Here is a 14,052-nt window from a genome sequence, read left to right as displayed (position 1 = left end):
TCATCGGGAGGAACCTCTGCGTCAAACGTGACTCTTTCGGTTTCGTCTCCGAGCCTGACGACCAGCGGATCAAGCACTGTAACTGTGACGGCTGTAGTCAAAGATTCCAGCAATGGTGGTTTGTCTGGCCAGACTGTGACATTCGCGGCTACTTCAGGGACGCTCTCTGCCAGTTCTGCGACAACGGACACCTCGGGTTCTGCTACCGTTACTTTCAGCACCAATTCGGATAAGTCCAATCGCACGGTAACAATTACTGCAGCATCCGGTACTGCACAAAGCACTACCACGGTTGATGTGACCGGGACTGCGGTTGCACTGAACGGGGTCTCCTCGGCAATTGTAGGCGCCACGACCTCCTTCACCGTTGCTTTGAAAGATGCGGCAAACAGCCCGATTTCCGGAGTGACAGTGGCTTTGTCGTCTGCGCTGGGCAACCCGATTTCTTCTTCTGTGGTGACGGACTCCACTGGGTCGGCAACTGTCAGTTACACAGCATCCAAGGGCGGCACGGACACCATCACCGCTTCCGCGCTTGGGGCATCGACGAGCAAGACGGTGACCGTCAGTAGTGTCAGCTTCTCGTTTACCGCACTTTCTTCAAGCAATATCGCTATTAACACTTGCCAGGCGATCACGGTGAATGGTGGCGGTTTTACGACAACACCTTCGTTTGTGAACTTCACGGTCACGCGCGGTGCTCTGCACACGGTGGCAGGTTGTACGGATTCTCCAAGCCAGGTAACGCCTGCATATTCGACCGCTACGACTGTCTGGGTGAAGTCTTCAAGCACAGGGAGTGCAACGGTTACCGCCTCTGCCTTGTTGGCTGATGGGCAAACCTCGATTGCAACCACTTCGCTTCCTGTGAATTTCGTTTCAACAACGCCTGCAACCATCACCTTGCAAGGTACTCCGACCACGGTTTCCGTGAATGGAACAAGTACCTTGACCGCACTGGTGAGGGATTCTGCCGGTAATCCCGTGGAAGGCAAGACGGTTGTCTTTACTACCACTTCCGGTGGTCAGGTGAGCCCGACAACGGCTACAACGGATAGCAGTGGCACGGCAAGCACCACCTTCACGGCAGATAGCTCATCTTCCGGCAACAGTGCGGTGACTGTTGGTGCATCCGTTCTGGGGTATTCCAGTGTTTCGACCACCACCACGCTGACGGTGTCTGGTCTGGCTGTGAATATCGTGCTGGGGACCAACAATCTTCTGGATTTGTCTGCGGACAGCATCTATTACATCAAGACATTCAGTGTCGCGGTGTCAGACAGCAACAGCTCTCCTGTGAAGAACCAGAAGGTTACCATCTCGTTGTTGGGGACCGGGTTCTATAAGGGTAACTGGGTTCTAGGTACATCCGCTTGGTCTCGTGTGCAGAACCAGTATTGCCCGGCAGAAGATCAAAACAATGACGGCGCAATTACCGGTACTGAGTTGGGTGATGTGAATGGTAACGGCCACTACGATCCCAATGGGGTTGCACTGGTGATGGCTAGCACGAGTGCAACGGCTTCGCCTTCTGTTGTGGTGACAACGGATGGTACTGGTGCTGCAACGTTCTATGTCAAGTACCCACGCAACTATGCTAGTTGGGTGGATGTAAACGTCTTTGCTACAACCACTGTGCTGGGGCTCACGGGCGTAGGCTCATCCAAGTTCATGCTGCCGGTACTTGCGTCTGAAGTCAGCTCGACAACTAGTTCACCGTCCTTCCAAGTATCGCCATATGGCGTCGCCTCTGGGTGCGGTAACACGAACTAGCCATAGTGGCTAGGGCAGTCACTCTGCTACAATCGCAGGGTGACTGCGCCAAGTAAAAACAACATCTATCTAATCGGCCTCATGGGCTCGGGCAAGACGACGATTGGTCGGCTTCTTGCCCGACGCATGGGGCGCGTTTTTTTTGATTCTGACCACGAGATCGAACATCGGACCGGGGTCAGGATTCCCGTCATCTTTGAGCTGGAAGGCGAGGCGGGATTCCGTCGCCGCGAGGCTCAGACAATTGCCGAGTTGGGCGCCGAGGGCGCCGGGGTTGTGCTGGCAACCGGTGGCGGCGTGGTTTTGGACTCTGCCAATCGGGAAGTGCTGCGTAACACCGGATGGGTGGTGTATTTGGATGTGCCGACCCATATCCTGTTCGAGCGGACCCGGCATGACTCTAACCGCCCTTTGCTGCGGGTGGAAGATCCGCTGGCCAAGCTCAATGAGCTGCGCGCCCAGCGTGATCCACTGTATCGTGAAACCGCACATTTCATCGTCGATGGCGCCCGCTGCAATTCCAATGGTGCGGTCAACCGCATTCTTCAAGCATGGGAGCGACAATGCGCACAGTCCAGGTAGCGCTCGCGGAGCGTGCCTACCCCATTCATATCGGTACAGGTCTGCTGAGTCAGGCCAGTTTGTTGACTCCTTTCCTGAAACGTCCGCGTGTAGCGATTGTCACCAACGATGTGGTCGCCCCGCTTTTGCTGAACTCCTTTGCGGAGAGCCTGCGTGCTGCAGGGGTGGCGGTTACCGAGATCATTCTGCCGGATGGTGAGGCCCACAAGGATTGGCTGACCCTCAACATGATTTTTGATGGCCTGCTGACGGCTCATTGCGATCGCTCGACCACGCTTGTTGCACTCGGCGGTGGCGTGATTGGCGACATGACCGGTTTTGCTGCGGCGAGCTACCAACGGGGTGTGCCTTTCATACAGATTCCGACCACGCTTTTGTCTCAGGTCGATTCCTCGGTTGGCGGCAAGACGGCGATCAATCATCCGCTGGGCAAGAACATGATCGGGGCTTTCTATCAGCCCCGTCTGGTGCTGGCGGACATTGACAGTCTGAAAACCCTGCCAGAGCGTGAGTTGAAAGCGGGTTTGGCCGAAGTCATCAAATACGGCCTGATTCGTGACCCGGAATTCCTGGTTTGGCTGGAAGCCCACATGGAGGCTTTGCTCGCTTACGACGCCGAGGCGCTGGCCTACGCAGTTGAGCGCAGTTGCATCAACAAGGCAGAGGTTGTGGTGGCGGATGAAACCGAGCAGGGGGAACGTGCCACGCTGAACCTGGGCCATACCTTTGGTCACGCAATTGAAACGGGCTTGGGCTACGGTGTCTGGCTGCACGGTGAAGCTGTGGCGACCGGGACAATCATGGCCGCTGAGCTGTCTGCCCGCTTAGGGATGCTGACCGCGGCGGATGTGGCGCGCGTGCGTCGCATCTTTGAACGTGCGGGCTTGCCTGTGGTGGGTGCCAAGCTTGGTGTTGAGCGCTACCTAGAATTGATGCAGCATGACAAAAAGGTGGCTGATGGCAAGCTGCGCCTGATTCTGCTGCAAGCTCTGGGCAAAGCCATCATTCACGATTCTGCGCCGCAGAAGGATATCATCGCGGCTATCGAAACCTGTTGCTGAGGTAAGACCATGCATGCACTGGCCCCCTATGCCGTGAGCGAGCTTAACTCCAAAGGTCGGCAGGTGCCCGAGCCTCAGCCCGTGGCACGTGGAGAATTCCAACGTGATCGAGATCGCATCATCCATTCCACGGGGTTTCGGCGGCTGGAATACAAGACCCAGGTTTTCGTCAATCACGAAGGCGACCTGTTCCGCACCCGTCTCACCCATAGCATCGAAGTTGCGCAGATTGCGCGTTCGCTGGCACGCGCCCTGCAACTCAATGAGGATCTGGCCGAGGCGGTTTCCCTGTCTCATGACCTTGGGCACACCCCTTTCGGCCATGCCGGGCAAGATGCACTCAACGAATGCATGAAGGACTACGGTGGTTTTGAACACAACCTCCAGTCCCTGCGCATGGTCGACAAGCTTGAAGAGCACTATGCCGAATTTGAGGGCCTCAACCTGATGTATGAGACCCGTGAAGGCATTCTCAAGCACTGCTCAGCCAACAATGCCGAAACCCTGGGGGAGCTAGGGCGGCGTTTTATTGAGCGCAAACAGCCTTCACTTGAAGCGCAGTTATGCAATCTGGCTGACTCCATCGCCTACAACAACCACGATATTGATGACGGCCTGCGCTCGGGGCTCCTCACACTGGAGCAGCTTGAGCAGGTGGATGCGTTTTTCCGCCATAGCGCGGCAGTGCGGGCCCAGTACCCCGGTGTGGCGGGCCGCCGCCTGATCCATGAAACCATCCGCCGCATGATTAATGCGCATGTCATTGACTTGATTGCGCAGACGCAGAAGAATATTGCCGAGTCTGGCGTACATAGTCTGGAAGATGTGCGCAATGCCCCGCCTTTGGTGGCCTTCAGCCCTGCGATGATCCGCGAGCAAGTCCAATTGCAGCAATTCCTGCGAGAAAACCTCTATTGGCATTACCGCGTGCTGCGCGAAATGAGCAAAGCCAAGCGCATCATTGCCGAATTGTTCGATGCCTTCATGCAGGACGTGCGCCTGCTCCCGCCCCAGTATCAGGCGCGTACCCGTGACGACAAGGCGCGCGCCATTGCGGACTATATTGCGGGTATGACTGATCGATATGCAATGAAAGAACATCAGCGCCTCTTTTCCATCGGGCAGATTTAGGGCACCCCATGGCCAGACTAGGGCGCTTGTTCGTGCCGGGATTTCCCTTGCTTGTTTTACAGCGGGGCAACAACGGCACGCCGATATTTCTGGATGAAGTCGATTGCCAAAACTATCGGCATATTCTGCGTGATGGTGTGCGTGAACTGGGTGTTTCTCTTCATGCCTATGTACTAATGCCGGATCATGCCCACCTCCTGCTCAGCGCACCACAGGCCGATGCAGTCAGCACCCTTGTGCAACGTTTGGGCCGCCGCTATGTGCGGGGGTTCAACGACCGCCATCAACGCACAGGCACACTATGGGAAGGGCGCTACCGGTCTACCGCTGTGCAGCCAGAAGCCTATGTGCTGGCATGCTATCGGTATATAGAACTCAATCCGCAACGCAAGGGCCTCGTGGCTGACCCCGCCGCCTATCTCTGGTCAAGCTGTCAGCATCACCTTGGTCTGACGCCAGACCCGCTGATCAGCGATCACCCACTGTACTGGGCTTTGGGGAATACGCCATTCGAACGCCAAGCCCGCTACCGCAGCCTGCTTGAAGCGGGGTCGCCTAGCAAAGAGCTGGAAGCGATCCGCCATGCTGGATATAAAGGCTGGTTGCTGGGCCAAGCGCCTGCAGACCTTGCCAATAGTGAAGACATCAGACGGTTTCAGCCCTTGCCAAAGGGCCGCCCACGACGCAACCCGGCGTAACAGACATGAGCGGGCTATATGCCAGAACGCTGGCCTTGATCGCGTCTGACCCATGGCGGATGGAGTGTTTGCGTCTGGCTGCTGGTTTGCATTTGCCGCAATGGGCGATCGTAGCCGGATTTGTGCGCAACGCCATCTGGGATGAGATTTTCGGCGTCCGAACGACGTTGGCTGATATTGACCTTGCCTACCATTGTTCGCAGAATCTGTCAGCTGAGCAGGAACGGGCATATGAACGCATGCTTGCTGCAAGGGGTGCATGCTGGCAGGTTCGTAATCAGGCGCGCATGCATCAGCACAACGGCGTGATGCCGTATGCATCGTCGGCGGATGCCGTGAGCCGGTATCCAGAGCTTGCAACCTGCCTTTCCATCTGCATCAATCCTGTGCTGGGTTTGTACATGCCCAATCAAGAAGGGCTGGAGGATGCTTGGAGCGGCATCGTGCGCCCAAATCCACGTGTGCCTGGTTCCTCCGCCCTGTTGCACAAGCGCCTGCATGCCAAAGGGTGGGTCCGGCGCTGGCCGGGCTTACGCATATTGGACGTGTGATGCAATTTCCTTTGTTTCTGTATTGACAGAAATATATGAACAGCTACACTGTATTGTATGGAACTCAAACCGATTGCAGAACGTTTTGTCCTCCACTGGGGGGAAATGGGCTCGCGCTGGGGCGTTAACCGCACCGTGGCACAGATTCACGCTTTGCTCTATCTTGCCGCGCGCCCGATGGATGCCGAAGAGATCACTGAAACGCTGGGGGTTGCGCGTTCCAACGTCAGCAACAGTCTCAAGGAATTGCAAGCCTGGAATCTTGTGCGCGTGGTGCACATCATGGGCGACCGTCGGGATTACTTTGAAACCTCGACAGACGTGTGGGAATTGTTCAAGCTGATTGTCGCCGGGCGGCGCCAGCGTGAGATTGATCCTACGGTGACAACCCTGCGGGAATGCCTAGCGAATCCTGCCATTGCAGAGGAAGACCAGGGCGTGCAGCAGCGCATCGGGGAGACGCTGGAGTTCATCGATACTATGAGTGCGCTGGCCGATGAAATGCTACGGTATAAGCCTGAAACACTGATGAAAATGTTGGGTACAGGCGCCAAAATCAGTCGGGCTATCCGTAGATAAATCATCAGTACCTTGTACCAACACGCAAACGGACTTCGGTCCGTTTTTATGAAATATAAATTTCTGTTCTTACAGAAATGACTGACTAAATCTAAATTCTATTTGGCGCCATTTCATCCCAGTAGGAGTTTCATGATGAGAATTCTTATATGTGGAGCTTCAGGCTTTATCGGTCAGGCCCTTTGCGAACGGCTGGCACTTGGTGGATACGATGTGCTGCGGGGTGTCCGACGATGTTCCCGCATTACGGATGTGCAGATTGATTTCAGCCATCCCCTGGCGCCAGAAATGTGGGCGGAGCGCCTGCGTGGTATAGATGTTGTGGTAAATGCCGTGGGTATTATCACAGAAAATACCAGTTCCCGATTTGCTGACGTTCATTACCGCTCACCTGCGGCATTGTTTGCCGGTTGTGTGTTGGCTGGAGTTAAGCGGGTTGTACAGATTTCTGCCTTGGGTGCGGAGCAGGGTACTACTCCGTATTTCAGGAGTAAATATGCGGCAGATCAGTGTGTGATGAAGTTGCCAATTGAATGGTGCATTCTGTGCCCTTCACTGGTGTATGGACAGAATGGCACATCCGCCGCAATGTTCAGGATGAGCGCAAGCCTGCCTCTGATGCTCGTTCCTGATCTTGGAGACGCAAGGTTTCAGCCCATTCATGTAGATGACTTGGTTGATGCGATTGTTGCAAGTATTACTCAGGTGACAGCACGTGGAAAGTGTATTGATGTAGTGGGAGCCTCTCGCATTTCTTATCGTGAGATGCTCGATAGTTATCGGCGCCAAATGGGTTTTCCCGAAGCATGGCACGCCACCATTCTGGCGCCTGTCATGGCGATAGCCGCAAGGTTTGCGGGCATGATTCCCGGTGCTGTATTGAATACGGATAACTGGAAAATGTTGCAGGCTGGCAATACAGGGGATATTGGTGGATATACGCGTCTGGTGGGGCATGTGCCCAGGGGGATTGATGATTTCATTGCACCACAATGCGCTGAAGTGGCACGTTCGCGGGCATTGGTTTTGTGGCGCATCCCCTTGTTGCGCTATGTGATGGCATTCGTCTGGATTGCATCGGCATATGTGAGTGCATGTGTCTATCCGCTTCAAGCCAGTCTGGAGTTGCTCGCACCACTGGGGTTGAGTGGCGCGCCTGCTCAGGTGGCGCTATTCGGTGCGTCAGTGCTGGATCTGATTATGGGGGTTGCATGCGTGGCCTATCCCCAAAAGGGGGTCTGGCTCATTCAGGCCGGGCTAGTGATCGCCTATTCCCTGCTGATTGCCGTGTTTGAGCCAGCGTTTCTCGCCCATCCTTTCGGCCCTGTGCTTAAAAACCTGCCGATTCTGGCGCTGCTTTTGATCCTGTATACAGAGGAGTCTTAATATGGAATACCTTGTCATCAAGACCATCCATATCATCTCATCCGTACTCATGGTGGGTACTGGATTCGGCACTGCGTTCTATCTCTTCTTTGCCAATCGTTCTGGCTCGGTGGAGGCCATCGCAGTGGTATCCCGGCTCGTGGTGCGTGCCGATTGGTGCTTCACCACGCCTGCGGTTATTGTGCAGCCCTTATCCGGCGCGTATCTGCTTTACCTGTCCGGCTGGCCGCTGAATTCATTCTGGATTGTTGCTTCGCTTGGCCTGTATGCTCTGGCCGGGGTTTGCTGGCTACCGGTGGTTTGGCTCCAGATCCGGATGGGGAAGATGGCGCTGGCGGCGCACCAGGGTAAAACACAGCTGCCTCCCTTGTATTGGGTGTATGCCCGCCGCTGGGAAATCCTCGGATACCCCGCCTTTACGGCGATGGTGGCTGTGTATTTCCTGATGGTGACAAAGCCCATGAGTTTCTGATCGCTACGTAGGATCAATGTGCCAGAATGACTCGGAGAATAAAAAACAAAAACACGAACACCCCGATCCCCAAGCCAAAGAACAATTTGATGGAACCTTGAGCATTGGCTGGATTGCCAAGTGAATACGCGGTGGAAGTGTCTGCGGTGTTGATGAATGTGTCTTGATCGCGGATGATGGCTTGGGGAATCAGCACTTCGCTACGGGTGCTCAGTCCTTCGATTCTGCGTACCGCCGTGCCGATGGCGAGGAATTCGATGATGCCGCCGCCTAGATTATAGACATAGGTTTTCACGCCCAACACCTCATCTGCGCCCAAGTCTCGGGCATCGTCGCCCAGGCGTAGCAGGGCGTTTTCGCGTGCGTCGTAGATCAGGCTTGTCAGCTCGTTGATCTCTCCACGGGCGAAAGACTTCAGGAATGAGGTGATTCCTCCCACCAAGCCCAAGGAATAGACCGAAACGCTCAACACCAACTGGACCGGCATGTAGCCTTGATTGATGAGGCTCCACATTTCCTCTTGGGTCAGGTCACTGGTGATCGGCATGGCCTCGGTGGAAGGAGGCAGGGTAGGGTGGATGCCTGCTGTGCCGGTCATCACCATTTCCTGCATGCCTGCAAGGGGCAGAATGGCGGTGCGGATGCCAGTGACTGCGTTGGCGCCAACCAGGCGGGCTTCTGCGCGAATCCGTTCCAAGGCCAGATGGCGGGTATGGTTGAAAACCTGTGAGAACTCGATGACCTCGCCGCGCCCCAGGCTGCGCAAAACCCCCATCATGCCGCCTCCAACCCCTACGGAATAGGCGACATTCCCAAAGACGAAATGTTTTGGGGTGAAGCCCGCGTCTTGCAGGCAATACAAACCCTGCCCATCACAGGCGCTGGAAAACGTAGGGGTGCGGGCAGGTTTCCCGGCTTCGCGCACGCAGGAGCCGATAGCCAGGAATTCTATATTTGTGCCGTGAAACACCAACTCACTGCTCACGCCTGTTACACCATAGCCGCCATTATGGCGGGCTTCCTCGTGTAGCCGGTCGATGGCGCGTTTGCGCCCATCGTGGATAACCTCGGTGACCCCGCGTACCTCACCGCCCGCAAGCGTCTTCAGGCCCGCACCAATGCTACCAATCAGGCCGAGGGACACCACGCTATTGCCAATCACCAGCTCACCCGGTGTAAGCCCCTGGCGATGCAGACAGAAAACCTCGTTACCGGACAGCCCTGAAATTGTGGTCATGGCAAACCCTGCAGAATGTTTGGGAAGCACTATCCGCGAATCATACTGCACGTTGGCAGAAGAAGCACGACGCCGTATCGGAGGACGGTGGCAGCGGTGCGTTACGAAGATCGTTTCTCCAAAGCGCTTTTGAGGAGCGTTTCAAATCTATTACTTTTTCTCAGGCAGCCATGAATGCCTTCAGTACATTTGGAGACGTATCGCACCCAATGTGAATGATTTGCAATACGTATTGGGGGTGCTGTGACAATCTCCTGCAGTGCCCAAAATGGGTATGCCGAAAACTAAAAAGTGAATTAAAAACATGCTTTAAAATTTTATTCCAGAGTGATTTTTATTTCGATTCTCAGGCGGCAACCGGCAAGCACATCTGCGCTGCGACTTGCATACAGCACGATATATGGAATTTATTTTCTGTGGCCTATTGTAGAAACTTCCAGCAGTAGACCACTGAGTATGTTGTTCTTTATAAATGGCTGAAATTTTTTGCAGTTTTGTTGAAATAAATTCTTATTTGCAACAACTTAAAAAATAAAACCGCTCGTCATGAATGGTTTGACAATAATTAACAAGCCACTACTATGCGAATGGATTTTTGATATTGCTTTCCTTGCGAAACTGACTACACCCTTGTTGAAAGGATTGCCCGTGCAGCCAAAGAGTCATATGCCAAGTTCAATTAGTACGGTCATATTAGGCATTGGAAATCCCTTACTGTCGGATGAGGGAGTTGGCGTTCACGCAATTCGATGGCTGGATAGCAATGTTGACGCAAATCAAAAGCGCTTACTCAATCTCGATTTTGTCGATGGTGGAACGATTGGCTTTGCGCTGTCCGGGCTCATCGGAGATGCTGATCAAATCATCATTATCGACGCAGCCGAATTGCATAGTGAGCCGGGTGCTATCCAGGTCTTCACAGGTGAGGGGATGGATCATTTTTTAGGGCAGCGCCAAAGCCTGGCTGTACACGAAGTATCCTTGCTTGATGTGCTTTCAGTCGTGTTGCTGGAAGACCGCTTGCCGAGCAAACGGGCAATTATCGGCATTCAGCCCGCCAGCCTGGAGTGGGGGGAAGCGCCTACCGAGCAGGTGGCCAAGTCTATTCCAGAAGCATGCAACGCAGCCCTCGCGTTGGCCAAGGAGTGGTTGCAATGAACAAGGCCATCACCATCCCGATTGCAGTGCAAAAACCCAACCGTGCACAGCGTGTTGAGCAGTTGCATCACGACATTTTAGAAGAATTGGCACAACTGGTTTCTCGTTTTCTCTCTACTGGCGAGAAAGGCGTTATTGACCTACGCATTCGGGCGCAAGATTTTCTTGCCGATGAGATGCAACCACTCAGAGAACGTTTGGGCAAGGGTGAGGTCAGCGCCAAGTTTGAGGGCTTTGGTCACGTTGATATAGAAGAAACATCTTATCCGGGCATATGGTGGCTGAGCTATTTTGACGCAGAAGAACAGTTGGAAACCCAGCAAATCGAAGTGGCTTGGTTTCCCAACCTTCTGAAGGCGCAAGCTCCTGACATACGACAGGGGGCCGCGCGGCTGGCTGCAGAATTGCTGGGAAGCGATGCCTCGCCTGCAGTAGAGACTCATTGAGCACAAACCTTTGGGGTAACCCAAGAAAGGATGAGTACGATGACTGACCTCGAAAAGACGGATTCAATAGACAGTCCTGATTTCGAGTTCCCGGCTGAACCGGGAACGGTAGGAGAAAGACTTGTGAACCTTGGTGTCAGCCGCCGTGGTTTTTTAAAGTTTTGCACGGCGCTGACATCTACGATGGCGCTTGAAGCGAGCATGGCACCCAAGCTGGCCTATGCGCTTACCACGTCGCGCCCCTGTATCATTTATATGTCATTCCAGGAGTGTACGGGATGTCTGGAGTCGCTAGTCAATTCCTATGGCACAACCATTGAGAATTTGATCCTCACCTCATTCTCGCTGGACTACCAGGAAACCCTGCAGGCTGCAGCAGGCACCGCTGCTGAAGCGGCGCGCAACGAGGCCATGACCAAAAATGCCGGCAAGTATATTTTGGTGGTAGATGGCTCGATTCCGGCCAACGCCAAGAGTGGATACTTTGTCTCCGCTGGTGAAAGTGGGGTGGATCGCTTGAACAAGGCCGCCGCCAACGCTGCATTTGTTGTTGCAGTGGGAAGCTGCGCTGCGTTTGGTGGTCTACCGGGGGCGAGTCCGAATCCCACGGGGGCTGTACCAGTTTCCAGCATCATCAAAAACAAAACCGTGGTCAATGTCTCCGGTTGCCCGCCGATTGCCGAAGTCATTACGGGTGTGTTGGCATATTACCTCACCAATAATGCACTTCCTGCGCTTGACGCGAATAAGCGGCCAACGATGTATTACGGCAAGACGGTCCATAGCAGCTGCTATCGTGAGGAAAACGAGCGGGCAGGGCATGTGGCCAATTTTGGTGACGCAGCGGCTCGGGCGGGTGGTTGCCTGCGCCCTCTCGGTTGCAAAGGGCCGCGTACCCATGCGGCATGCGCAACGATGCGTTGGAATCAGGGCTTGAGTTTCCCCATCCAGTCCGGGCACGGTTGTATTGGTTGTACAGAGCCTGGTTTCTGGGATTTTGGTGGTCTCTACACCAAAACCTCTGGCGGCGATTAATCACATTTCAAACCGATACAGCAGAAACAGCTAGGAGAATTACATGGCCGCTTCTCGAACACTGGTCATTGACCCCGTAACACGGATCGAAGGCCACCTGCGCATCCAGGCAAACACAACAGCCAATGCGGATGGCACATACACGATTTCCCGCGCATCCAGCAGCAGTACCATGGTGCGTGGTATTGAACTGATCATGAAAGGACGCGATCCGCGTGAAGCCTGGGCTTTCGCCCAGCGCATTTGCGGCGTCTGTACCGTGGTACATGGTGTAACCTCGGCACGTGCGGTGGAAAATGCATTAGGCATCACTGTGCCATCCAATGCGGAAATGATCCGTAACCTGATGATTGCATCGCAGTATATGCATGACCACGTTATGCATTTCTATCTGCTGCACATGCTCGACTGGGTTGATGTGACCTCTGCGATTAAAGCTGATCCCGCAAAGGCCGCAACCCTTCAGGCCTCCATGAGCACCTACGCCAATAACACCGCCAGCTATTTTACCGGTGTGAAAAGCAAGCTCACCACGTTCATCAATTCCGGCCAGTTGGGTATTTTTGCCAAAGGGTATTGGGGGCATTCGGCATACAAGCTTTCACCCGAGCAAAACCTGGTTTTGATGGCGCACTATCTGGAGTGCCTCTCGTGGTCCCGGAGCATCGTCAAGCTGCACACCATCTTCGGTGGCAAAGACCCGCACCCCAGCGTGGTGGTCGGCGGTATGCCCTGCGCCATCAGCTCAAGCGGCGGCGGCACGGGCAAGATCAGCACTGGCACAGCAGTCAACAGCGCCTCGCTCAAAATGGTCAGCGATCTCATCACCACCATGCGCAACTTTGTCGACCAGGTCTATCTGCCTGATGCGATCATGATGTGCAAGGCTTACACGGATGCGGCCAAATCTGGTGGAACCGACTGGTCGACCATCGGGGAAAGCGTCGGTAACTATCTGTGCTATGGTGAATTCCCGAGCACCAACATCAATGATCCTGCCAGCTTCCTGATTCCGCGTGGCGTGATTATTGGTCGGGATCTGAGCAAGATCTATCCGATTGATGTCACCAATACCTCTGAATTCCAGGAATTCGTTGCGCACTCTTGGTATGACTACAAGACTGCCAGCAAGAATGCCGGGCTGCACCCGTGGTCTGGGGAAACGACATTCAACTACACCGGCCCTGCGCCAGGCTACACGACGCTGCCGGATAACGCCGAAAGTTATTCCTGGATCAAGTCACCGCGTTGGAGAGGGCGTGCGATGGAAGTCGGCCCCCTGGCCCACGTCTTGATGATGTATGCCAAGGGCAATACCACGGCCAAGACGCTGGTGCAGCAGTGCTTTGGCAAGATTGGCTGGACGGTTGATGCCAATCTGACGCGTTTCCACTCCACATTGGGCCGTACCCTGGCCCGTGCCATTGAAACCAAGCTGATTGGCGATGGCATGGTGGGGTGGTACAACAAGCTGATGTCCAACATCAACGGTGGGGATGTGTCGGTATTCAACAATGCCAAATGGGCACCAACCACATGGCCTGCTTCAGCCAAAGGTTTTGGCTTTACCGAAGCGCCGCGTGGTGCCTTGGGTCACTGGGTGGTGATCGACAATCAGAAGATCTCCAACTACCAGTGTGTCGTGGCTAGTCAGTGGAATGCCGGGCCACGTGATGCGGCGGGGGTTGCAGGTCCATATGAAGCGGGGCTTCAGGGGCATCCCATTGCAAACTTTGATCAGCCGATTGAAGTGCTGCGCACGATTCACAGCTTTGACCCCTGCATCGGCTGCGCAGTCCACCTGACCGATCCAGATGGACAAGCCTCGGTAACGGTCGACTTTAACGACTTTGCCTGAAGCTGTTTTCTGTATCAGCGGGTTTGTGTCCGAGCGAGGTGTGATCCACCTCGCTCGGATGCATTTTGGATAACATGGTAGTGGG

14 protein-coding genes are annotated in these 14,052 nt (G+C 54.6%); 13 read left to right on the top strand and 1 reads right to left on the bottom strand.

The annotated features are described in order from the left end of the window. Nucleotides 1–27 precede the first annotated feature (27 nt). The 9 genes from B145_RS28360 (at nt 28) to B145_RS0123250 (ending at nt 8,233) form a co-directional block, all read left to right on the top strand. On the top strand, nt 28–1,773 hold the full coding sequence (locus B145_RS28360; protein ID WP_169558569.1) for a beta strand repeat-containing protein: 1,746 nt from the start codon (nt 28–30) through the stop codon (nt 1,771–1,773). Between the two features lie 39 nt (nt 1,774–1,812). Next, nucleotides 1,813–2,355, top strand: a complete 543-nt coding sequence (locus B145_RS0123285; RefSeq protein WP_281167678.1) for a shikimate kinase — start codon at nt 1,813–1,815, stop codon at nt 2,353–2,355. Then, nucleotides 2,337–3,416: a 3-dehydroquinate synthase gene (gene aroB / locus B145_RS0123280; RefSeq protein ID WP_018610632.1), complete on the top strand. Its 1,080-nt coding sequence runs from the start codon at nt 2,337–2,339 to the stop codon at nt 3,414–3,416. The genes B145_RS0123285 and aroB overlap by 19 nt, the downstream gene beginning before the upstream one ends. 9 nt (nt 3,417–3,425) lie before the next feature. Beyond that, entirely contained in the window at nt 3,426–4,547 is a 1,122-nt protein-coding gene (locus tag B145_RS0123275) for a deoxyguanosinetriphosphate triphosphohydrolase (RefSeq protein ID WP_018610630.1), read from the top strand. 8 nt (nt 4,548–4,555) lie between these two features. Continuing rightward, entirely contained in the window at nt 4,556–5,245 is a 690-nt protein-coding gene (locus tag B145_RS0123270; RefSeq protein WP_018610629.1) for a transposase, read from the top strand. A 5-nt stretch (nt 5,246–5,250) separates the two neighbouring features. Continuing rightward, nucleotides 5,251–5,796: a nucleotidyltransferase family protein gene (locus tag B145_RS0123265; RefSeq protein ID WP_018610626.1), complete on the top strand. Its 546-nt coding sequence runs from the start codon at nt 5,251–5,253 to the stop codon at nt 5,794–5,796. A gap of 57 nt (nt 5,797–5,853) precedes the next feature. Continuing rightward, nucleotides 5,854–6,375: a GbsR/MarR family transcriptional regulator gene (locus tag B145_RS0123260; protein WP_018610624.1), complete on the top strand. Its 522-nt coding sequence runs from the start codon at nt 5,854–5,856 to the stop codon at nt 6,373–6,375. A gap of 132 nt (nt 6,376–6,507) precedes the next feature. Continuing rightward, nucleotides 6,508–7,761 (top strand): SDR family oxidoreductase, encoded by a 1,254-nt coding sequence (locus B145_RS0123255; protein WP_211209903.1) that lies wholly within the window; start codon nt 6,508–6,510, stop codon nt 7,759–7,761. Between the two features lies 1 nt (nt 7,762). After that, on the top strand, nt 7,763–8,233 hold the full coding sequence (locus tag B145_RS0123250) for a DUF2269 family protein (protein ID WP_018610619.1): 471 nt from the start codon (nt 7,763–7,765) through the stop codon (nt 8,231–8,233). 13 nt (nt 8,234–8,246) lie between these two features. On the opposite strand, the gene B145_RS0123245 is transcribed toward B145_RS0123250, so the two are convergent. Continuing rightward, nucleotides 8,247–9,470: a heavy metal-binding domain-containing protein gene (locus tag B145_RS0123245; protein WP_018610617.1), complete on the bottom strand. Its 1,224-nt coding sequence runs from the start codon at nt 9,468–9,470 to the stop codon at nt 8,247–8,249. 546 nt (nt 9,471–10,016) lie between these two features. On the opposite strand from B145_RS0123245, the gene B145_RS0123240 reads away from it, so the two are divergent. From B145_RS0123240 to B145_RS0123225, 4 genes are read left to right on the top strand one after another with little or no spacing between them, the layout of a single operon-like run. Further along, nucleotides 10,017–10,628 (top strand): hydrogenase maturation protease, encoded by a 612-nt coding sequence (locus B145_RS0123240; protein ID WP_211209902.1) that lies wholly within the window; start codon nt 10,017–10,019, stop codon nt 10,626–10,628. Beyond that, entirely contained in the window at nt 10,625–11,074 is a 450-nt protein-coding gene (locus B145_RS27920; RefSeq protein ID WP_018610613.1) for a hydrogenase expression/formation C-terminal domain-containing protein, read from the top strand. Before B145_RS0123240 ends, B145_RS27920 begins: the two co-directional genes overlap by 4 nt. 39 nt (nt 11,075–11,113) lie before the next feature. Then, entirely contained in the window at nt 11,114–12,109 is a 996-nt protein-coding gene (locus tag B145_RS0123230; protein ID WP_083917862.1) for a hydrogenase small subunit, read from the top strand. Between the two features lie 43 nt (nt 12,110–12,152). Next, nucleotides 12,153–13,967, top strand: coding sequence for a nickel-dependent hydrogenase large subunit (locus B145_RS0123225; RefSeq protein ID WP_018610610.1), 1,815 nt, complete (start codon nt 12,153–12,155; stop codon nt 13,965–13,967). Nucleotides 13,968–14,052 lie beyond the last annotated feature (85 nt).

This window comes from Uliginosibacterium gangwonense DSM 18521 (assembly GCF_000373965.1).
In the GTDB taxonomy this organism is placed as follows: Bacteria; Pseudomonadota; Gammaproteobacteria; order Burkholderiales; family Rhodocyclaceae; genus Uliginosibacterium; species Uliginosibacterium gangwonense.
The sequence above is the reverse complement of the archived record's forward strand: the minus strand, read 5'-3'. Positions and strand labels throughout refer to the sequence as shown.

Bases quoted from the DNA above. Each gene is read 5' to 3' on its own strand.
- B145_RS0123260 (WP_018610624.1), top strand. From the start codon at position 5,854: ATGGAACTCAAACCGATTGCAGAACGTTTTGTCCTCCACTGGGGGGAA.
- B145_RS0123265 (WP_018610626.1), top strand. From the start codon at position 5,251: ATGAGCGGGCTATATGCCAGAACGCTGGCCTTGATCGCGTCTGACCCA.
- B145_RS27920 (WP_018610613.1), top strand. From the start codon at position 10,625: ATGAACAAGGCCATCACCATCCCGATTGCAGTGCAAAAACCCAACCGT.
- aroB (WP_018610632.1), top strand. From the start codon at position 2,337: ATGCGCACAGTCCAGGTAGCGCTCGCGGAGCGTGCCTACCCCATTCAT.
- B145_RS0123270 (WP_018610629.1), top strand. From the start codon at position 4,556: ATGGCCAGACTAGGGCGCTTGTTCGTGCCGGGATTTCCCTTGCTTGTT.
- B145_RS0123245 (WP_018610617.1), bottom strand. From the start codon at position 9,470: ATGACCACAATTTCAGGGCTGTCCGGTAACGAGGTTTTCTGTCTGCAT.
- B145_RS0123225 (WP_018610610.1), top strand. From the start codon at position 12,153: ATGGCCGCTTCTCGAACACTGGTCATTGACCCCGTAACACGGATCGAA.
- B145_RS0123250 (WP_018610619.1), top strand. From the start codon at position 7,763: ATGGAATACCTTGTCATCAAGACCATCCATATCATCTCATCCGTACTC.
- B145_RS0123255 (WP_211209903.1), top strand. From the start codon at position 6,508: ATGATGAGAATTCTTATATGTGGAGCTTCAGGCTTTATCGGTCAGGCC.
- B145_RS0123240 (WP_211209902.1), top strand. From the start codon at position 10,017: ATGAATGGTTTGACAATAATTAACAAGCCACTACTATGCGAATGGATT.
- B145_RS0123275 (WP_018610630.1), top strand. From the start codon at position 3,426: ATGCATGCACTGGCCCCCTATGCCGTGAGCGAGCTTAACTCCAAAGGT.
- B145_RS0123230 (WP_083917862.1), top strand. From the start codon at position 11,114: ATGACTGACCTCGAAAAGACGGATTCAATAGACAGTCCTGATTTCGAG.